Annotated in this window: 22 protein-coding genes and 1 tRNA gene; 8 read left to right on the forward strand and 15 right to left on the reverse strand. The window is 67.8% G+C overall.

The features are described from left to right. Positions 1–624 (reverse strand): GNAT family N-acetyltransferase, encoded by a 624-nt coding sequence (locus GQQ95_RS16265; RefSeq protein WP_157428673.1) that lies wholly within the window; start codon positions 622–624, stop codon positions 1–3. A gap of 83 nt (positions 625–707) precedes the next feature. On the opposite strand from GQQ95_RS16265, the gene GQQ95_RS16270 reads away from it, so the two are divergent. Together GQQ95_RS16270 and GQQ95_RS16275 are read left to right on the forward strand one after the other, a co-directional pair. After that, the gene (locus GQQ95_RS16270; protein ID WP_246205673.1) at positions 708–1,208 is read left to right on the forward strand and encodes a MarR family winged helix-turn-helix transcriptional regulator; all 501 of its coding nucleotides are present in this window, start codon (positions 708–710) and stop codon (positions 1,206–1,208) included. Further along, the gene (locus GQQ95_RS16275) at positions 1,205–1,861 is read left to right on the forward strand and encodes a hypothetical protein (protein ID WP_157428674.1); all 657 of its coding nucleotides are present in this window, start codon (positions 1,205–1,207) and stop codon (positions 1,859–1,861) included. Before GQQ95_RS16270 ends, GQQ95_RS16275 begins: the two co-directional genes overlap by 4 nt. Positions 1,862–1,899: 38 nt before the next feature. On the opposite strand, the gene GQQ95_RS19500 is transcribed toward GQQ95_RS16275, so the two are convergent. Beyond that, complete coding sequence (locus GQQ95_RS19500; RefSeq protein WP_212275522.1) at positions 1,900–2,430, reverse strand: hypothetical protein; 531 nt, start codon at positions 2,428–2,430, stop codon at positions 1,900–1,902. Positions 2,431–2,651: 221 nt separating this feature from the next. Between GQQ95_RS19500 and GQQ95_RS16285 the strand changes: the two genes are divergently transcribed. Further along, positions 2,652–2,728, forward strand: a tRNA-Pro gene (locus tag GQQ95_RS16285). Between the two features lie 708 nt (positions 2,729–3,436). Here the strand turns inward: GQQ95_RS16285 and GQQ95_RS16290 are convergent. From GQQ95_RS16290 to GQQ95_RS16320, 7 genes are all read right to left on the reverse strand, one after another. Then, entirely contained in the window at positions 3,437–3,793 is a 357-nt protein-coding gene (locus GQQ95_RS16290; RefSeq protein WP_157428675.1) for a hypothetical protein, read from the reverse strand. 124 nt (positions 3,794–3,917) lie between these two features. After that, positions 3,918–4,124, reverse strand: a complete 207-nt coding sequence (locus GQQ95_RS19835) for a PLDc N-terminal domain-containing protein (protein WP_170297101.1) — start codon at positions 4,122–4,124, stop codon at positions 3,918–3,920. 74 nt (positions 4,125–4,198) lie between these two features. Then, entirely contained in the window at positions 4,199–4,657 is a 459-nt protein-coding gene (locus tag GQQ95_RS16300; RefSeq protein ID WP_157428676.1) for an RNA polymerase sigma factor, read from the reverse strand. Positions 4,658–4,695: 38 nt separating this feature from the next. Continuing rightward, entirely contained in the window at positions 4,696–5,409 is a 714-nt protein-coding gene (locus GQQ95_RS16305; protein ID WP_157428677.1) for a hypothetical protein, read from the reverse strand. A 143-nt stretch (positions 5,410–5,552) separates the two neighbouring features. Next, positions 5,553–6,008, reverse strand: a complete 456-nt coding sequence (locus tag GQQ95_RS16310; RefSeq protein ID WP_170297102.1) for a nitroreductase family deazaflavin-dependent oxidoreductase — start codon at positions 6,006–6,008, stop codon at positions 5,553–5,555. Then, complete coding sequence (locus GQQ95_RS16315; RefSeq protein WP_157428679.1) at positions 6,005–6,487, reverse strand: MarR family winged helix-turn-helix transcriptional regulator; 483 nt, start codon at positions 6,485–6,487, stop codon at positions 6,005–6,007. Before GQQ95_RS16315 ends, GQQ95_RS16310 begins: the two co-directional genes overlap by 4 nt. A 134-nt stretch (positions 6,488–6,621) precedes the next feature. Further along, positions 6,622–7,017: an SRPBCC family protein gene (locus GQQ95_RS16320; RefSeq protein ID WP_157428680.1), complete on the reverse strand. Its 396-nt coding sequence runs from the start codon at positions 7,015–7,017 to the stop codon at positions 6,622–6,624. Between the two features lie 157 nt (positions 7,018–7,174). Here GQQ95_RS16320 and istA point away from each other — a divergent pair, with 157 nt between their 5' ends. After that, positions 7,175–8,848: an IS21 family transposase gene (istA, locus tag GQQ95_RS16325; protein ID WP_157428681.1), complete on the forward strand. Its 1,674-nt coding sequence runs from the start codon at positions 7,175–7,177 to the stop codon at positions 8,846–8,848. Further along, entirely contained in the window at positions 8,845–9,654 is an 810-nt protein-coding gene (gene istB, locus GQQ95_RS16330; RefSeq protein WP_157428682.1) for an IS21-like element helper ATPase IstB, read from the forward strand. Before istA ends, istB begins: the two co-directional genes overlap by 4 nt. Before the next feature lie 1,501 nt (positions 9,655–11,155). On the opposite strand, the gene GQQ95_RS16335 is transcribed toward istB, so the two are convergent. The 3 genes from GQQ95_RS16335 to GQQ95_RS16345 all read right to left on the reverse strand — a co-directional run bounded on the left by GQQ95_RS16335 (position 11,156) and on the right by GQQ95_RS16345 (position 14,554). After that, complete coding sequence (locus tag GQQ95_RS16335; RefSeq protein ID WP_157428683.1) at positions 11,156–11,428, reverse strand: hypothetical protein; 273 nt, start codon at positions 11,426–11,428, stop codon at positions 11,156–11,158. A gap of 199 nt (positions 11,429–11,627) precedes the next feature. Next, the gene (locus GQQ95_RS16340) at positions 11,628–13,499 is read right to left on the reverse strand and encodes an alkyl/aryl-sulfatase (protein WP_157428684.1); all 1,872 of its coding nucleotides are present in this window, start codon (positions 13,497–13,499) and stop codon (positions 11,628–11,630) included. A gap of 125 nt (positions 13,500–13,624) precedes the next feature. Then, positions 13,625–14,554, reverse strand: coding sequence for a serine/threonine-protein kinase (locus GQQ95_RS16345; protein WP_157428685.1), 930 nt, complete (start codon positions 14,552–14,554; stop codon positions 13,625–13,627). A gap of 210 nt (positions 14,555–14,764) precedes the next feature. Here GQQ95_RS16345 and GQQ95_RS19385 point away from each other — a divergent pair, with 210 nt between their 5' ends. Further along, a complete protein-coding gene (locus tag GQQ95_RS19385) occupies positions 14,765–14,941 on the forward strand; it encodes a hypothetical protein (protein WP_170297103.1) in 177 nt (58 codons plus the stop codon). A 35-nt stretch (positions 14,942–14,976) separates the two neighbouring features. Here GQQ95_RS19385 and GQQ95_RS16350 read toward each other — a convergent pair whose 3' ends face one another. After that, positions 14,977–15,741: a helix-turn-helix transcriptional regulator gene (locus GQQ95_RS16350; RefSeq protein WP_157428736.1), complete on the reverse strand. Its 765-nt coding sequence runs from the start codon at positions 15,739–15,741 to the stop codon at positions 14,977–14,979. Positions 15,742–15,904: 163 nt separating this feature from the next. On the opposite strand from GQQ95_RS16350, the gene hxlB reads away from it, so the two are divergent. Both hxlB and hxlA read left to right on the forward strand, forming a co-directional pair. Next, entirely contained in the window at positions 15,905–16,495 is a 591-nt protein-coding gene (hxlB, locus tag GQQ95_RS16355) for a 6-phospho-3-hexuloisomerase (RefSeq protein WP_157428686.1), read from the forward strand. A 62-nt stretch (positions 16,496–16,557) separates the two neighbouring features. Further along, positions 16,558–17,181 (forward strand): 3-hexulose-6-phosphate synthase, encoded by a 624-nt coding sequence (gene hxlA / locus GQQ95_RS16360; protein ID WP_157428687.1) that lies wholly within the window; start codon positions 16,558–16,560, stop codon positions 17,179–17,181. Between the two features lie 72 nt (positions 17,182–17,253). Here hxlA and GQQ95_RS16365 read toward each other — a convergent pair whose 3' ends face one another. After that, positions 17,254–18,243, reverse strand: coding sequence for a LysR family transcriptional regulator (locus GQQ95_RS16365; protein ID WP_157428688.1), 990 nt, complete (start codon positions 18,241–18,243; stop codon positions 17,254–17,256). 25 nt (positions 18,244–18,268) lie between these two features. Then, positions 18,269–19,336, reverse strand: a complete 1,068-nt coding sequence (locus GQQ95_RS16370; RefSeq protein WP_157428689.1) for a LacI family DNA-binding transcriptional regulator — start codon at positions 19,334–19,336, stop codon at positions 18,269–18,271. Positions 19,337–19,370 lie beyond the last annotated feature (34 nt).

The following is a 19,370-nucleotide window of genomic DNA, read 5'->3' on the forward strand; positions in this document are numbered from 1 at the left end:
TCAGCCCGCGTCGTCGAAGCGGACCTGCATGACGGCGCGGGCGGCCGATGGCCGCGCGACCTCGGCGAAGCCCGCGTGCTCGAACATGCTCACCGTGCCCGGGAAGAGGTCGGCGGCTGGCACCTTCGCCCGCGCGGCGGGGTCGACGGCGTAGGCCTCGACGATGCGGGCGCCGTGTTCGCGCGCGAAGGCGACGGCGGCACGGGCGAGCGCGCCGCCGACTCCGCGCTTTCGGTGCGCCCGCGGGACGACGAAGCACGTGACCGCCCAGACGCTCCCGTCGTCGAAGTCGGCTTCGGGGGAGCCGTCGGCGACGACCCGCTTGCGCGCGAGTCCGGGCAATGCGGGCCGAGGTTCGACGGCGCACCAGCCGACGGGCGTATCGCCGTCGTATGCCACGAGGCCGGGGCCGTGCTCGCCGTCGGAGATCTGCTGCTCGAAGCGACTCCGGAGTGCGTCGTCGGACATGCCCCATTCGCTGCGCGGCACCTTGTACCACTGGCACCAGCAGTGTGCGGGGTCGCCGCGGGTGCCGAACACGGCCTCCACATCGGCGAAGGGGACCTGCTGGACGGGAACGATGCGGAGTGCGGGTGCGTCGCCCGCGTTCACCTCGGTCTGCATGCCGACACGATAATCGTCGCGTGCGACATCCGCTCGATTCGTGTACATAGGTAATGATGTAGTACCATCACGATGTGACCGAGATGATGCCCGACACCGACGCGATCGACGATGTGCAGGCGCAGGCGCCGGCGACGCCGCCCATCACCGTGCTCGACCGGCTGCTCGAGATCGGGGAGCTGTTCCAGCACGACATGGCGAACGCCTTCGCCGGCACGACCCTGACTCCCGCGCGCGTGCGCGTGCTCTGGGTGATCCAGCACGCCGGGCCCATGACGCAGCAGGCCCTGGCCACGAGCCTCGAGGTGAGCGCCCGCAACGTCACGGCGCTCGTCGACGCACTCGAGGCGGGTGGGCACGTGCGCAGGTCGCCGCATCCGACGGATCGCCGAGCGACGATCGTCTCGCTCACCGACGCGGCCGAGCGGCGCATGCGCGAGATGCAGCGCGAGCACGCCGAGCTCGGTGATGAGCTGCTCAGCGCCGTGGAACCCGCAGACCGCCCTGCGCTCGAGCGCGGCGTCGACGCCATCGCCGCGCGGCTGCGCGCCCTCATCGAGGCCGACCGGGAGCGTCGGGCATGAGCGTCACGAGCGAACGCCGCGTCGTCGCATCCGCCTGGCAGCGCATCTGGAGCTTCGCCAAGAGAGCGCTCCTCGTCGAGCTGCGCATCTACGCGAACATCGGGCGCTTCGTCGTCCGGCGCCCGGCCGTGCCGAAGGGCGCGACCGGCTTCAGCTACCACAAGCCCGTCTTCACGGTGCTGACGATCTTCATCGTGCTCTCAGCGGTCGAGATCCCGATCATCGACCTCATCGTGCACCGGTGGCCGGTCGTGCGCATCGCGATGCTCGTGCTCGGCATCTGGGGCGTCACCTGGATGTTCGGCCTGCTCTGCGGCTACCTGATGCGGCCCATGACCGTGGGGCCCGAGGGGATCCGGGTCCGGGAGGGGCTCGAGCTCGACGTCGGGCTCACGTGGGACGACATCGCGTCGGTCGCGCGCGTCAGGCGCGTCGACGAGCCCAAGTCACCCCGCCTCGAGGAGACGGATACCGCGCGCACGCTCGTCCTGCGCATGCAGGACGAGACGAACATCCTGATCGAGCTCGAACGGCCCACCGTGGTGCGCCTGCCCGGACTCGCGCCGAAGGGCGGCGATCAGGAGATCACCGCCCTTCGGCTGTGGGTCGATGACCCGAAGGCGTTCCTCGACGAGGTGCGTCGGCACCTCTGAGTCGCCCGCGCGACCCATGGGTCGCAGGATGGCGCGCGTCAGGCCTTGGGCGCCTCGGGAGCCGAGGTGTCGGTCGCCGTGGTGTCGGCGGCAGGAGCAGTCGGAGCAGTCGGAGCGGCGGGAGCTGCAGCGGATGCCGCGGGCGCTGCCGGGGATGCTGCGGCCGCGGGGGCGGGAGCGTCGACGGGAACCTCGACGTCGGCCTCGTCGACCTCGAGCGCGAACTCCTCGAAGTCCTCGTCGTCGATGTCGCCGAACACGGCGTCGAACTCGGCCGCGGCAGCCTGCGCCTGGATCGCGGCGGCGCGGTTGCGGGCGTGCGTCGCGAGGGCGATGAGGATGCCGATGAGGCCGGCCGCGAGCACGAGGCCACCGACGGTGGACTGCGAGATGTTGTTGAGGTAGGTCGCGTAGTCGGAACCCTGCGTGGTGTAGAAGTCGACCTGCGCGGCGTTGCCGAGGACCAGGAGGACCGCGCCGACCGCGGTGACGATGACCGCGACGACCCAGAGCAGGATGAGGGGCAGGTTCAGCGTGGACGGCTTGGATGCGGTGGCGTTGTTCGACACGAGATTCCTTCGGAGAGTGGGCGGGAGTGGTTCCCGCCGGGCGGGCGCGCCGCCGTCGAAGGCGACTCCGACGAGCCTAGGGGACGCGGCTATGAATCGGGTATGTGCGCGTGACCGGCGTGATCCGGTGTCCGCACCGACGTCGAGCGCCCGCGTGTGTTCGAGCACCCCTTCGGATGCCGCTATGATGGTCAAGTTGCCTTCGACGAGTTCGAGAGCATCGGGCTGTGGCGCAGCTTGGTAGCGCACTTGACTGGGGGTCAAGGGGTCGCAGGTTCAAATCCTGTCAGCCCGACCATGTGAAAGGTCCCGGTGAGAAGTGATTCTCGCCGGGACTTTTCTGTTTCTGGCGGCGTCGTCGAAATCGGCTCGACGAACAACCGGAGACAACCGGAATCTTCGCGCTCACAGGCGCCCAGCACGGCGCATCCGCGAGATCCCGGGGGAGTGGGCGCGCTGCGAACACCTCGAGCAGGGCGTTCAGGCCATGGCGAGGCGGTGCCATTCGACCTGCATCACGGATGGTCGCAGGTTCACATCGACACTTCGACTTGGTCGGGATTCTGCATGCAAGAATCCTCCGTCAGCGAACATCCGAAGGCGCACCGTGCCTCGGGATGGCCTGGTCACGGGTGAGTGGGAGTTCCTGTTCGGACTATCGGTCCAATAGCGGGCCAGGCAGCGATGACCGAAAGAACCCAAGGATCGGCGATCGGGACGATGGTCCGGTCGTAGTGTCGGACTCATGGAACCGTCTCGACAGCTCCCCGCCATCGGCGCCCCGGCTACCCGAGCGCTCGAGGAAGCGGGCGTGCACGATGTGGACGACCTTCGGCGCGTGGGCCTCGACCACCTCGCAACCCTCCATGGAGTAGGGCCCAAGGCTCTCCGGATCCTCGAGCAGACCCTCGCCGCTGCCGACCTGCGCAACCCATAACGGCAGACCGTCCCCGCGGCTACAGCGGCCCGTCACGGATCCCTCTGCGTGGCCTAACGCCTTTCCGACCTAGACGACTATGAGTCGTTCTCCGTCACGAACTTGAAATGACTCGTACCGCTCGGAACTGTCGATCAGGCGCACGATGTGGCACAGGGAGAACGTCATGGAGAACGAGCGCGCATCGTTCACCTCGGCCGCCAAAACGGTGTCGGCGATCAAGCCGACTAGCACCGAAACGATGTCGCGTGCATCGTCGACAATGGATTCGTCTGCGGCCGGCGGGGTGATTCCGAGAGCCCCTTCGACGGTGATCGACACATTGCCGTCGAATTTGAGAATCAGCACATCCCGGCCGAAGCAGAGCTGCTCGAGGACGTGCCCCTCCACGAAAGCAAAGCTCTCGCCCGCTGGTATGCCGTACATGAGCCGAGCGTACTGGGAAGGGGGGTGTCGATTGGGGATCCGCTGCCGGGTGGTGACAAACGTCGCTGGGAGCGACTGCGTAAAGCGCTTCGCTACGGCCCTGAACTCCACCCACGGGGGCCCGTCAAGCCGTGGGCGCCGACTTGCGACCAATCGTGAACCAGAGAGTCAACCCGAGCCAGGGGAAGAGCAATGCGATGAGTACCCAGACCGCCCGAGCGGTTCCTGATGCCACTTGGTCGCGAGCGATACTCACGACAGTGACGACAAACGGGATGATCCAGATGACGGAGAGGATGATCAAGTGCCATCCGGTGAGGTTCCCAAACACGGCCTCAGTCTGGCAGACACGTGCAGCGCGCGTTTCGGGAATCTAGGCGCCCGCGAGGCGATCCTTGATTGCGATCAGGCCGGGCTTCGCTGAACTGTCAGCGCTTCCCTCAGCGCTTCTCGTGCCCGTTGGTAGCGGCCGCGTGCGGTCGAGGCGGGAACTCCCTGAAGGCGTCCTGCCTCCGCGATCGTGAGTCCTTCCCAGTGAACGAGCGTGACTATTTCAGCGAGGATTGGATCGAGTCGCTGTACCGCATCTCGGATAGCGAGTTGCTCGGCAACGTCCGAACCGTTGGCGGGGATCGCGTCTCGGAGCGCGTTCTCGAGGCGACTCCGCCGGAGGTTCGATCGAACACCGTTCCGAAGCAGGTTGCGCGCGATCCCGAACAGCCACATCCGAGCCTGCTCGTGATCCATGGGGAGGTCGGCATTGCGCCGCCAAGCCGTGGCCATGAGCTCCGAGAGCAGGTCCTCGCCGCCGTCTCCGATACGACGTTCGAAGTAGTTCAGCAGTTCCGGACCGACTTCGACCATCAGCTCGGTGAACCGTGCTTCCGCCCGGCCGCGCCGGCTCACTGCGTCATCCCGGTGCACTGCTCCTGGCTCTGGAAGCCAAGCCCCGTGGATGGGATGCCGAGCATGTCGAGGTGAGCGATGATCGCCTCGTGCACGGCCTCCCTCACCGCCAGGTTGTACTCCATATCGGCGTTGACGTTCTCAGTGCCGAACCCGAACCGCACAGCATTGCCGCTTCCGTCGTCGGCCCAGTTCTCGTCGGAGCGGTTCTCCCGGATCACGCCGTCGACGTCAGCGTCTGCGAGCACGTCGGCGCCGTGAACGTAGTCGAGGGACGCGTCGACGGCTCGCGGCTCTGTCCCGACGTCGGTCGGCCCGTTCGGGTCAGGGTTGTACTCGAACTCTCCCAGTCGCAACTCGCACGAGCCGCCGCCCGGAAGTGTGTAGGTGATGGTCGCGTCAGGTCGCTGCGCCCAATCCGCCCACTCGGTCGTCGTGCTGGCGCCCCAGAACGACGACCAGTCGACCGTGGTCGCAGCGTACGCCGCACCAGCGCTGCCGAGGAGGAGAACCGGAGCAAGGATCCCGGCCGCGATCCCTTGCTTGCGCCGTTGAGCGCCGCGCTCCTCTCGTATGGCGGCGGCGGCCATCTCGGCCATTCGCGCAGCCAGGGCATCGTCTTTCGGGGTGATTTGCGGAGCAGCCCGGTGGAGCAACCTGGCGATCTGGCGGTCGGGTTCAGTCTCGTGCTGGTCGCCGTCGGTGCTCATGCGGTCCTTCTCTCCTCGAACGTTCCCTCACTCACGTCATGTCCGCCCGGGCAAGCATCGTCCACACGAGCCAGGAGCTTCATCGGGTGCGAGGCGGGGCGACGGAGAGCTTGACCGCTAATGGGCCCCTGAGTGCGTGGGAGCTATCCGGTCGGCTGTGCGGTTTCGAGTTTGAAGACCGCGCAGCGTGGTGCCGCTGCCGCGAAGTCGTCGGGCCCGGCGCCGTCACTGACCTCGAAGATGCGAGCGGCGACCTTTCGCCCCTGAATGTGTTGATGCCAGTACGCCCGGAGGACCGGTCCTCGCTGGTCTTCGGGGAGCTCGGCGAATGACACGAGTTCTCGATTGCGGCCTCGTCGGATCTCGCCGTGGCCGGCGGCTCGAACGTTCTTGACCCACTCCATCCGTTTTCCGGCGACGACGTACCGGGTCCCGTCCACGTCGACGATGGAGACGGGCGTCGATCGCGGTTCGCCGCTGACGCGGCCGCGGACCGTCAGGATGCGTGGTGGGCCGGCTGCCAGGCCGACACGGTTCAGGAAGATCACCATGCGGTTGCCGTACTTCAGCATCCGTGGCAGTTCTGGGCGGTTCGTCATGCGGGGTTCTCCGGGAGAGATGGATAGTCGTAGTTCTCGACGGCGGTGCCGATCGCATGCAGGACCTGGCGGACGACGTCGACATCGTCTTGTGAGAGACCGGCCGCTGCGTGCTGAGCCCATGGGCCGCCGCGGCTGGCAGCCAGCTCGAAGACGCGATGCCCCTCCGGAGTCATCTCGACCAGTTGCGCACGCTTGTGGTGAGGATTGGGGCGCAGCGCGACGAACCCGGCTCGCTCGAGGTCGTTCACGATGCGTTGGATGTTCTGTCTCGTGGATTGGAGATCACGGGCGATCCACGCGACCGGTTGCGCGGGAGTCACGGCCAGAGCCCCAAGGACCTGCCAGCGTGCCGAGGTCAACCCGAGGTCGGCGACCAGTTGATCGCCGGCTACCGAAAGCACGTTGCTGAGATGGAAGACGCTGAGGATCAGGTCTTGGAAGGGAGGGTCGCCCTCGCGAACTTGCGGCGGTTTCACCAGAGCACTCTACGGGCTTGGGGACATCATGTCGAAACGACAACAGGTTGTCATAGCAAGCGAACGCGCAGTCGTCGCAGACGGGCCCCGCGAGGCACAAGACACAGCCTGCACGCCGGTCTCCCGGCGGGAGACTACGCGGTACTCCTTAGCAGGTCCGCGAGTCGATCAAGGTCTGCTGCGACCGTTTCGATATCTCGGTCGAATTCGGCGTCGTCGAGTTCTATCTGCCGGACCGTGAACACCACCTCCGCGCCATCCGGATGAGCCAGCACCCGAACAGGGTTCGTGACCACAGTTCCGGACGGCAGCGTCACGTCGTGGTCGAGGATGCCGAACGCGTTCCGCTCGACGAAGCGCACAACGACCCGCCCCATCGGCGATTCCACGAGGAGGGCGTCGCCGTCGCGCAGAACGTCAGCTCGCGCGAGACCCGCAGCCCAGCGCGGAAGATTGTCGACGTCCGACGCGAACTCGTACACGGCGTCCGGTGTCGCGGCGATGACTCGGCTGACATGGTGGCTTCGCATGGCGTCATCTGACTATGGCAGCGTAAGTGGGACCCACCGGGGCAATCTAAACGGGGACCACTTGCGGGTTGTCGGGGTGTTTGCGGCACTCTAAGCCGGACCCACCTCCACGGTTATCGGAAACTGCAGTTTTCCGATTGCTGGGGGTGGAGGACGGATGGAGTCTCGGGTGGATGTCTTTGCTCGGATCCGACGTGACGCACGGATCGAGGGCTTGGGGATTCGGGCGTTGGCTCGTCGGCACGGTGTCGGCCGGCAGACCGTTCGACAGGCGCTCGCGTCGCCTGAACCGCCGCCGAAGAAGACAAGGGTGCGGACGGCGCCCCGCCTTGACCGGTTCAAACCGCTGATCGATGCGATGCTTCGGGAGGATCTGGACGCCCCACGGAAACAGAAGCACACCGCCACCCGCGTGTTCGACCGGTTGATCGCCGAACACGGCGCGACGGAGCTGTCGTACTCCACGGTGCGCAACTACGTCCGCACCAGACGCCCTCAGATCGACGCCGCCTCCGGCCGTCCGTTCGATGTGTTCGTCCCGCAGGAGCATGCGGCGGGTGCGGAAGCCGAGGTCGATTTCGGTGAGGTGTGGGTGGTCCTGGCTGGGGTGAAGACGAAGTGCCACATGTTCGTGTTCCGCCTCTCGCATTCAGGCAAAGCGGTACACCGGGTGTACTCGACGCAGTCGCAGGAAGCGTTCCTCGAGGGACACATCGACGCGTTCGAGGAGATCGGCGGGATCCCGACCCGGTACATCAAGTACGACAACCTCACCGCCGCCGTCCAATCCGTGCTCTACGGCCGCGGCCGGGACCGGATTGAGAACGAACGGTGGGTGCTGTTCCGTTCGCACTACGGATTCGATTCGTTTTACTGCCAGCCCGGGATCAAGGGTGCACACGAGAAGGGCGGTGTCGAAGGTGAAGTCGGCAGGTTCCGCCGGAAACGCCTCACCCCAATGCCGGTCGTGAACTCCCTGGCCGAGTTGAACGCCCGGATCCGGCGGTGGGATGCCGAAGACGACGGCCGACGCGTCGCATCCCGCATCCGTACTGTGGGCCAGGACTTCGCGACCGAGCAGCCTCGGTTGTCGCCGTTGCCGTTCGAACGCTTCGACCCCGGACTCACGTTGCACCCACGTGTCGACCGGTCCGCGTTGATCACGGTGCGGATGGCGAAGTACTCCGTGCCCGCCCGCATGATCGGGCGGAACGTGCGGGTCTCGCTGCGGGCATCTGAAGTCGTCGTCTTCGACGGGCATACCGAGATCGCCCGCCATGAACGGGTCGTCGCGCGCGGCGGCCACGCCGTGGACCTGGATCACTACCTCGAGGTACTCCGCCACAAGCCCGGCGCGATGCCAGGATCCACCGCGCTTGCCCGCGCACGTGAGTCGGGTGCGTTCACGGCCGCGCACGACGCGTTCTGGCAGGCCGCCCGCAAAGTCGATGGCGATACCGTCGGCACCCGTGCCCTGATCGATGTCCTGCTCCTGCACCGCAGTATGCGCGCCGCCGATGTGATTGCCGGCATCCGCGCCGCCCTGACCGTCGGCGCCGTATCTGCTGACGTCGTCGCGGTCGAAGCCCGCCTCCACGCAGCCGGATCCGGGTCAGACCGTCATCTCGTTGCACAGCCACCACATGCCGGGCAGCGAGTTGTCAGCCTCACCCAACGCCGGCTCGCCGACCCGGCGGCGGTGATCGCGGGGCTCCCGCCTGACACCCGGCCCGTGCCCTCGGTCGCCGCCTACGACGACCTCCTGCAGCGACGAGCACGACCCGACGTCGTTGACCCATCAGCCGGACGAGAAGGAAGCACTGGAACATGACGAATCGACCCACGCCCGTGACCACCACATTGCGCCGGCGTCGCGGGATGACCGAAGAAGCCGCGACCGCAGCGGTCGACCAGGCCTGCCGCCGACTCCGCCTCCCGACCGTTCGCGCGGTCGTCGATGAAGCTCTCGAAACTGCGAACCGGGAGCAGTTGTCTTACCAAGGCTTCCTCGCCGAGCTGCTGTTGGCCGAGTGCGACGACCGGGACCGCCGCTCATCCATCCGCCGCGTCAACGCCGCCGGATTCCCACGCACCAAATGGTTGGGCGATTTTGACTTCGACGCGAACCCGAACATCAACCCCGCCACCATCCACCAACTCGCCACCGGCGAATGGATCCGCAAAGGCCAACCGCTCTGCCTGATCGGCGACTCCGGCACCGGGAAGTCCCACCTGCTGATCGGGCTCGGCACTGCGGCAGCTGAGAAGGGGTACCGGGTCAAGTACACGCTCGCCACGAAGTTGGTTAACGAGCTCGTCGAAGCCGCTGACGAGAAACAGCTCGCCCGCACCATCGCCCGCTACGGCCGCGTCGACCTGCTCTGCATCGACGAACTCGGCTACATGGAACTGGACCGCCGCGGCGCCGAACTCCTCTTCCAAGTCCTCACCGAACGCGAAGAGAAAAACTCCGTCGCGATCGCCTCAAACGAATCCTTCTCCGGCTGGACCAAAACCTTCACCGACCCACGCCTCTGCGCCGCAATTGTCGACCGTCTCACCTTCGGCGGCAGCATCATCGAAACCGGCACCGACTCCTACCGCCTCGCCCACACCAGACAACTCGCAACGACCTGACATCGGCGCGGACTCCCAGTGCGCCGCCCTCTGGCGACCGGCATCCCGGTGTTTAGGGCAAAGCATTAAAGCGGAGGATCCCTCATCAAATCAAGGGGGTGTTTGCATCGATCCGAGCGTGGTTCGCTCGTCGCGCACCCGGACCCGACCTGGAGCACATCAACACTGTTGCGCTCAAGGAAGAGACGTCAAGATGACCCACAAGCTCGGGATCCGGTCGATCGCGGCCGTTTCTGCATTCGCGACCGTAATTGCCATGACGACGCTGGCAGCTGGCCCGGCAGTCGGCTCCACGATCGAAGCCACAGTCCCCGAACCAGATATCTGGGAGCCGCCAGCAGAAGCCGTCGGAACCGAGATCGCGGAACCGAACCCCCCGGAAGATGCGCCGTGGGCACCCCCGGAGTCGGCGAGGTTCGCAGACCAGCAAGCGCAGAACCGTGCAGCACCGGTAGGTACCGTCGCGGGTGCGGCTTCGGAGCGGCTGTGTTCGGAGTCATAATCGGGTTCGGAGCATTGGCGTACAGCATCTCTGGAGCGGTGGAATCGTGTTAGCCAAGAATCCAAACGCTACTCCGTCGCGCGTACTGGTACTTGGTCTGGTGGTACTCGCCATCGCTTCCACGATCGGAGCAATCCTCGTCCTCATCTTGGTCGACGACGGATTCCAGAGGATTGTGGGAACTCTCTTTCTAGCTATCGTGGCGGTTATGTGCATCCTTTTACTGATCGAAAGACGGAAGCGCCGTCGGTGATCTCGACGTGCAAACATGTCTGTGTCAACTCGTTTCCAGAGCCACATGGCTTCGAACCCGCGATCTCCGTTAGAGGAGAGCCGCTAGCTGGACATTCGAAACGACGGTTACAGAACATCGTCATTCCCAATGAGTCTCGACACCCGATCGACTCGGCCGTTGCAGTCGGACTCGTTGTTGGAGGATTCGCTCGCATGCCTCCCTTTGGTCCTTGAAGCCGCCGGATTTATTGGGGCCATCATCCTCGCCATAGCCGCTCGTCCATCCAAATGGAAGCGGTCAGGCTAGCGGGCGGGATGCAGATCTGATCACACGAACGGGCCTGGACCGATCCCTCTGTGTTGCTGGTCAAGGCGACTTGTACCCGGCGGCCCGCTCAGCAGTCCTGCCCGGTAAGGCATTCGAGGTGGGCTCGAGATAGATTGCCAACCCGGTACCGACTTCGGTTGACATTCTCAGTCATCATGCCATCAGGCGTTGGTGACTGACCGCATATTCCGACGGCGCCGCGGGCGATGGGCCCGCTCTCTCTGCATATGGCTGTTGCGGTTCGAGCTCACCGGTCACTCACCATCGCACGTGGCGAACCATCCGGTTTCCAGTGATCACAAGGGATCCGCGAGTGTCCGAGACATCCGGACGCAACCCATGACGGACCAGGTCGTCCAAGGGCTCGCGGGTTCGAATCCTGTCAGCCCGACCAGAGAAGCCCGGTGGATCGCAAGTTCTGCGCCCGCGACGGCGGCTCAGAGGTCGCGGCGCGCGTCCGGGTCGTCTGCGAGCCGCTCTGCCTCGCGCTCCACGGCCTCCTGCTCGGCCTCGCTCAGCGGCGGGAGGCCGACCTGGTCGGCCGGGATGCCCGCGTACGGGTCGGCGCCGGGGAATTCCTGGCTGAAGGACCCCGCGACGACCCCTCCGGGCGGGACCTCGTCGCCGGCCGCGCCCAACAGGGTCTCCTCGCCGGGAGCCTGCTCCGGTACGTCGTCTCCGAGGTGCTTCCGATGCCACTCGCCGCTCATGTCCACTCCCACCAGTACAACAGCTCCACACCGATCATCCTCGGAGTGTTGATGCAGTCTATGGCGTCGACCCGGAACCACGGGCTCGCCGAGGAGGCGGGTCGATCGGATCGCCCATCGCGCCGCCCAGCTCCGTCGACCGGGGCGTCGCCGGCGAGGCCCCGTGCCCCGGTAGAGCGCGGGGGCCTCGCCGTCGGCGCTACGGCACCACGATCTCGAACGCCGGGTCTCCCGGGCTCAGCACGCCGAAGAGCTGCGTCAGCACGCCGAGGTCACCCGCCGCGCCGAGGCCCTCGGACTGCAGGTCGCCGCCCGCGAGCCGGATGAGTCGCTGCTTCTCGAGCGTGACGTGCAGCGCGGCGTCGTCGGCGGGCTCGCGTTCGACGTACACGAGCACACCGTTGCGGAGCGTGACGCGGAAGCTGCGACCGAGATCGTTGACAGTGACGTCGAAGGCGAGGTCGAGGTCCCAGGCCTTCGGGCCGTCGACGGTGATCGCGATGGCGTCGAAGACCTGTTCGGGCGTGAGCTGCGCGAGGATCGCCGGGGCGTTCGTGACGGTCGGGGTGCCGAAATTGCCGTCGCGCAGCTCGGTCGCTCCCGAGAGGAAGAAGTTGCGCCAGGTGCCGTTCTCGGCCCCGTACCCGAGCTGCTCGAGCGTATCGGCGTAGAGGGCCTTCACGGACGCGTTCGAGGCATCGACGAAGACGGCGTGGTCGAGGAGCGTCGCCGCCCAGCGGAAGTCGCCGCTGTCGTAGGCGGCCCGTGCGAGTTCGAGGACACGGTCGATGCCCCCGATGGCGTCGACGTAGCGCTCGGCGATCGCGGCCGGCGGGTGCGGCCAGAGCCGGGCGGGGTTGCCGTCGAACCAACCCATGTAGCGCTGGTAGATCGCCTTGACGTTGTGGCTGACGGATCCGTAGTAGCCGCGCGCATGCCAGGAGTTCTCGAGTGCCGGTGGCAGCTGGATCACCTCGGCGATCTCGGCACCGGTGAGGCCCTGGTTCAGCATGCGGAGCGTCTGGTCGTGCAAGTACCCGTAGAGGTCCCGCTGCAGGCCCAGGAACTCGGTGATCTCGGCGTTCCCCCAGGTCGGCCAGTGGTGCGACGCGAACACCACCTGTGCCCGGTCGCCGTAGCGGTCGATGGCCTCGGTCAGGTACCGCGACCAGACGTGGGGGTCGCGGACGACCGCACCGCGGAGGGTCAGCAGGTTGTGCAGGGTGTGGGTCGCGTTCTCGGCCATGCAGAGCGCCTCGTAGCGCGGGAAGTAGAAGTGCATCTCGGCGGGTGCCTCCGTACCCGGCGCCATCTGGAACTCGATCTCGACCCCGTCGATCGTGTGCGTCTCACCGGTCGTGGAGATCTCCAGCGTCGGCGCGAGCAGCGTCGCCTCACCGGTCGAGGTCGTCTGACCCAGCCCTGCACCCACGGCGCCGCGCGGGCCGCGAGCCAGTGCGGCCCCGTACATGTACCCGGCGCGACGCCCCATCGCGGTGCCCGCGTAGACGTTCTCGGCGACCGCGTGCTCGACCAGGCCCTCCGGGGCGATGATCGCGACGGCACCGGCGTCGACCTGCTCCTGGGTGACGATGCCCTGCACGCCGCCGAAGTGGTCGATGTGCGAGTGCGTGTGGATCACGGCCACGATGGGCCGATCGCCGCGGTGCTCGCGGTACAGGCCGAGGGCTGCCGCGGCCGTCTCCTTCGAGATGAGCGGGTCGATCACGATCACCCCCGTGTCGCCCTCGACGAACGACATCACCGACAGGTCCAGCCCGCGGACCTGGTACAACCCCGGCACGACCTCGAACAGGCCGTGCTTGGCCGCGAGCCGGCTCTGCCGCCACAGGCTCGGGTTCACCGAATCTGGCGCCTCGCCCTCGATGAAGTCGTACGTCGAGGCATCCCAGACGACCTCGCCCGCCGCATCGAGGATCTTCGGATCCTCCAGCGTCCCGATGAATCCCCGATCTGCGGCCGCGAAGTCCGCGTCATCCGCGAACGGGAGCCGGGCGGTGAGCTCCGCCTGAGCGGCGATGATCGCGTCGGTCGGTTCCTGGTTCTGCATTCGTCACACTTCCCCTCAGGTGGGCGGCTGCCCACCTCAGCAGTCTGTCGAGAAGCACACGAACGGGCAACCGAAGCACGGGCGCGCCCACCGGCCCGCCGGGTGGTGCGCTCCCGCGGCGGACCTCACCGTTGCGAGGTGTCCGCCGCACCGCGCCGCCTGCGCCAGGGCATCCCCCTGGAGTGCTGCCGCGGGCGGATGTCGCGGAGCGCCAACCTGATCTCGGAGCTCAGCTCTGCCGCGGTCGGGCGATGCTCCGGCTCGGCCGCCGTCATCCGCTGCAGCAGGGAGCGCCATGGCTCCGGAACCAGCTCGGGCGGCATGTCGGGCTCCTCGGTCAGGCGAGCCATCGCAGAGGGGATATGCGCACCCGGGAACGCCCGCTCGCGAGTGAAGCACTCGAGCAGCACGAGGCCGAGCGAGTAGATGTCGGATGCCGTCGTCAGGGGCTGGTTGCGCACCTGCTCCGGGCTCAGGTACGGGGCGGTTCCCGTGATGGTCTCGGACTGGAAGCCGGCGTCCGCGGCCTCGACGGCGATGCCGAAGTCGGTGAGCATCGCCCGCTCCCGGGCATGCTGCGTCCCGTAGTTGACGATCATGATGTTCGACGGCGTGATGTCGCGGTGGATCACGTGCTGGGCGTGGACGTACTCGAGGGCCTCGGCGACCTCGTAGCCGATCTCGCCGATCTCGCGCACGGAGATGGGACGCTCCGCCACACGGTCTCGCACGGTCGTGCCGCGCACGAGCTGCATGACGAGGAACGGTCGCGGGTCCTCCGGAGCCGAGGTGTCGACCCCGGCGTCGATGATCGAGACCACTCCGTGGTGGTTGAGCGCGGCGAGCATGCGGAGCTCGGCGCGGTACATCTCGGTGTGCTCCTCGTTGCCCCCGCTGAACACCTTGATCGCCACATCGCGCCCGAGGTACTCGTCACGCCCGCGGAAGACGAACGCCATGCCTCCGCGGCCGATGCGGGCCATCGGGCGATAGCGGTCGAGCAGGAGCGGAACGGCATGCGCGGATTCGGGCGCGCTCGCATCTGCCGTATCCATGCCACCACACTAAGTTCGGTGCCGATCGCGCGCAGACGGTGGACAGGACCCAGACCGACCGCTATGATTTCGCAGCCTCGACTGGCGTGCGCTCCCGCACGAGCCGCGTCTGCTCGGTTGCAGATGTCGCAGGGGAGGGCAACCCCTGTACCGGGTTCGGACACATGACCGAGGGTGGAGTCCTGTTCCCGGTTCGAGAAGGAGAAGCCGATGACCCATCGTGATGCAACGCCCACCGACTCCGACGGTGCGGACGAGATCGTCAACCCCGAGGACCTCCCGACGCAGATCGAGGTCACGGAGCATGACGGCATCACCCGCGTCGACATCGCGGAGGATGCCACGATCCGGCCCGGCGATCCGGGCGGGATCGAACGCGGCGATTAGGTCCGCGGCGATCCGAGGGCGCGGTGCGCGCGCTGTCAGCGGGCGAGCGCGGCCAGTTCCGCTCGGCTCCTGGCGCCCGACTTGCGCAGGAGGTTGGAGACGTGGAACTTCACCGTGTTCTCGCTGATCCCGAGATCCCGTGCGATGGCCTGGTTGCGCTCGCCCGCGACGACGTACCGGAGTACGTCGCGTTCGCGCGGCGAGAGCGGGACGACTTCCGCCAGCGGCTCCGGTTCGGCCGGTGGATCGAGGGGCAGTCGAATGTCCAGCGAGGAGCCCCAGCCGGGCGTCGAGGACACGGTCAGGATGCCGTCGAGCGCCGCGACGCGTTCGGCGATCGGACGCAGCGAATCGTCGTGCGCGGTGAGGTCTCCCCGGCCGTCGTCCCGGATGCCGATGAGCAGGTTCAGCCCGTCGCAGTCCCACTGGATGCGCACGCGACGGGTCTCGCCCCGGTCGACGAAGGCGAGTACGGCGCTGCGCACGATGGCACGCGCGGCATGGGCCACTTCTCCGGGTAGGGCACGGCCAGTGGCCGGAGGCTCGACGAACTGCACCTCGAGGTCGCCGTACCTGACGAGCGGATGCAAGTCTGTGCGAAGCCGAGCGAACGCCCCGACGACCGGCTCGAGCAGGCTGCTCCGCTGCTCGTCGGTCGTCATGCGGAGCCCCACGAGGGCGGTCGTCGCGAGCTCGGTGGCCATCGCACGGGCTCGTCGATCGTCGAGCCGGGTGGACCGCAGGAGGGCGAGGATCGACTCCAGCGTGACGGCATGCCGATCGGATTGTTCGGCGACCATCCCGGCGTGCTCGGCCGCGAGGCGTCTCGATGCAGGTGAGGGGAGGTCGGCGGCAACGTCCATCGATCCAACCTACCCGCCCCCAGAGGCCTCTTCTTTCGGGTAGGTCGAACCGTGCGGACGGATGGGGATGCCGCACCGACCATCGCGCGAGCATGAGGGCATGGACCTCATCGAAACCGACCTCGACGCCGACGTCGACTCCTCGCTCCGACGAGTCCGCCGCGAGACTCACGCGGTGCTCGAGACGGTCGCCGTCAACGAGTCGATCGCGCTTTCGGCGTTCGTCGACCTCGTCGCCTCGTCACCTCGCATCTTCGTGGCGGGCGCCGGCCGTTCCGGCCTCGCACTGCGCATGACGGCCATGCGCCTGATGCACCTCAGGCTTCGCGTGCACGTGGTCGGCGAGGTCACCGCGCCGGCCATCGAGGCGGACGACCTCCTGCTCACGGCCAGCGGCTCGGGCCGCACCGAGGCGGTCGTCCGAGCGGCGCACGTCGCGAACTCCGTCGGCGCACGCGTCGCGGCGATCACGACCGCTCCGGACTCGCCACTGGGCGAGCTGTCGAGCGCGCTCATCATCGTGCCTGCCGCGGGCAAGCTCGATCGGTCGCGCGTGGCATCCGACCAGTACGCCGGGAGCCTGTTCGAGCAGGCGGTCGTCCTCCTCGGGGATGCCGTCTTCGACGCGCTCTGGCGTCGATCCGGCGCGACGGCCGACGAACTCTGGCCGAGGCACGCGAACCTCGAGTGATCCGCGGCCCGACGAGGCCTCCCTCCACCAGCACCATCCAACCCCGAACACAAGGAATATCGATGAAACTTCAATTCGCGATGGACACCCTGACCACCCAGGCGGCGCTCGAGCTCGCCGCTGCGGCGGCTCCCCACGTCGACATCCTCGAGCTCGGCACGCCGCTGATCAAGAGTGCCGGACTCTCGGCCGTCACCGCGGTCAAGTCGGCGCACCCCGACAAGATCGTGTTCGCCGACCTCAAGACGATGGACGCGGGGGAACTGGAGGCCGAGATCGCCTTCGCCGCCGGTGCCGACCTGGTGAGCGTGCTCGGCTCCGCGGGCGACAGCACCATCCTCGGTGCCGTGAAGGCCGCCAAGAAGCATGGGAAGGGCATCGTCGTGGATCTCATCGGCGTCGCCGACAAGCCCGCGCGCGCCAAGGAGGTGGTGGCCCTCGGCGTCGAGTTCGTCGAGATGCACGCGGGGCTCGACGAGCAGGCTGAGGAGGGCTTCACGTTCTCGACGCTGCTCCGCGACGGCGAGGCATCGGGCGTGCCGTTCTCCGTCGCCGGTGGCATCACTGCCTCGACCATCGCCGCCGTGCAGCAGTCCGGCGCGCGTGTCGCCGTCGCCGGTGGCGCGATCTACGGGGCTCCCGACGTGGGCGTTGCAGCTGCGACGCTTCGCGCCGCCATCGTCTGAACCGGCGATGGTGACCCGGGCGGCCGCAGGGCGGCCGTCCGGATGCGCCGGCGGCCGAGGGATGCGACCTCGTCAACCGCCGGTGCGCAGCGCCGCGGCGACCGCGGCGACCTGCTCGCGCAGCCATCGGTGTCCCGCATCCTCCGCGTGCGATGCGCTCCACCAGAACGCATGCCGGATCTGCGGGAACTCCAGCGGCGATTCGACGACGACCACGTCGGCTCTGCGGGCGAAGCGGCTCGCGAGCGACCCCGGTACGAAGGCCACGCGATCGGTGCCGGCCACCATGTCGGGCAGGGTCAGGAAACTGCGCGTGACGACCTCGGTGCGTGGCGACAGCCCGAGGGTGAGCAACTGTCGCGTGGCGCTCGTCACCGCGGTTCGCCCGCTGTAGGTCACCGCCCACGGTCGGGCGCCCAGCGAGTCGATCGTCAGCACGGGGGACTCCGGCGCCGCTCCGTCCTCGGGAGCCGCGACGATGCAGGTCCACGTGTCGGTGAACAGGTCGAGGTGCTCGGCGTGCTCGAAGTAGCCGTGGGGCAGGACGAGCCCGTCGATGTCGCGGAGCGAGTCCGGCGCAGTGTCCACGACCTGGTCCTGCACGTGCTCGAACCGGAGTTGCGTGTGCGGGGCGGCCGCGGCGACCGCGCGCGCGAGCGGTGCACCGAAGACCGCGGCGATGTAGTCGGAGCAGACGAGGCGGAACTCGCGGTGGCTCTCGGACGGCCGGAACTCGCCCTGCGCGCCGAACAGCCGGCTGAGCGCGCTCGTCGCGCTGTGCACCTCGTCGAGGAGTTCGCCACCGAGCGGGCTCAGCACGTACGCGTTGCCGGATCGGACGAGCAGCTCGTCGTCGAAGTGGCGCCTGAGACGTGCCAGCGCCGCCGAGAGGGCCGGCTGGCTCATGAACATGCGATCCGCCGCGCGGCTGACGCTGCGCTCCTCGAGCAGCGCCTGCAGCGGCACGAGCAGGTTGAGGTCGACGGAGCCGAGCTGCATCGGGCCGCGATGCCGCTCGGGAGGCGCGGCCGCGCCCGGTCGGTCCGTCGCATCCGTCGCCATCGACGCGTCCCTTCGTTCCGGCGGGCTAACGCCCTGTGCTCCGTCGTACCACGAGCGAGGGTTCGAGTCGAACGGCTCGATGCTCGTGCTCGCCCGAGTCGAGGTCCTCGAGCAGCAGGCCCACGCCCGCGTAGCCGAGTTCGGCGCCCGGCTGGCTGATGGTCGAGATCGGGATCGGCGCGTCCCATGCGGCCTGGTTGTTGTCGTAGCCGATGACCCCGACGCGGTCGGGAACGCCGATGCCCGTCGACTCGGTGAAGGCCTGCACGATGCCGGCGGCGAGCAGGTCGGATGCCGCGACCACGCCGTCGATCTCGCCCGCGGCGACGCGGACGGCGAGCGCCCGGCCCACCTGCCACCCGTCGGCGCGGTTGATGCCTTCGGGCGAGAGCTCGTCGACCGGCCGGATGCCGGCCGCCGCCAGCGCTCGCCGGAACCCCTCGCGGCGGTCGGCCACGGGCTGGAGGGCGCTCGGGCCGCCGACGAACACGAGCCGGGAGCGGCCCGTGTCGAGCAGGTGCCGGGTCGCCAGCCGCCCGCCGGCCTCGTTGTCGAAGTACGCGCTGCAGAAGGCCGCGGCATCCGCGTGGAAGTTGAGGAGGGTGAGCACGGTGCCGCGGGTGCGGCGTGCCGAGAGCGCTCGGTAGTGCGACTCGTCGTTCAGGGTGAGCAGCGTGCCGAGCACGCGGGACTCCGTGAAGAGGTCGACATAGCGGTCCTCACGATCGAGTCGCCCGTCGGCGTTCGCCACGAGCAGGGAGAGGCCGTGCTCCTCGGCGGCGCGTTCGGCCCCGCGGGCGATGTCGACGAACAGCGAGTTGCCGAGGTCGGAGAGCACGAGCCCGATCGACCGGGAGCGGCCGGCGGCAAGCGAGCGAGCTGCGCCGTTCGGCACGTACCCGAGCATCGCGATGGCCCGTTCCACGCGCTCGATGGTGTCGCTCGCGACGCGCTCGCGGTGGTTCAGGACATTGGACACGGTGGACTGCGAGACCCCGGCCAGGGAGGCGACATCCGCGATGCCGGCGGCCGCGCCGTTCGTCGCAGCGGCTGTGCGCTGGCCGCCGTGGCCCGTCGTCGAGGCGATCGTCATGAGCACAGCGTACGCGACAGTTGCAGCGTTCCAA

Origin of the sequence: Agromyces salentinus (assembly GCF_009749395.1) — a bacterium.
GTDB lineage: Bacteria > Actinomycetota > Actinomycetes > Actinomycetales > Microbacteriaceae > Agromyces > Agromyces salentinus.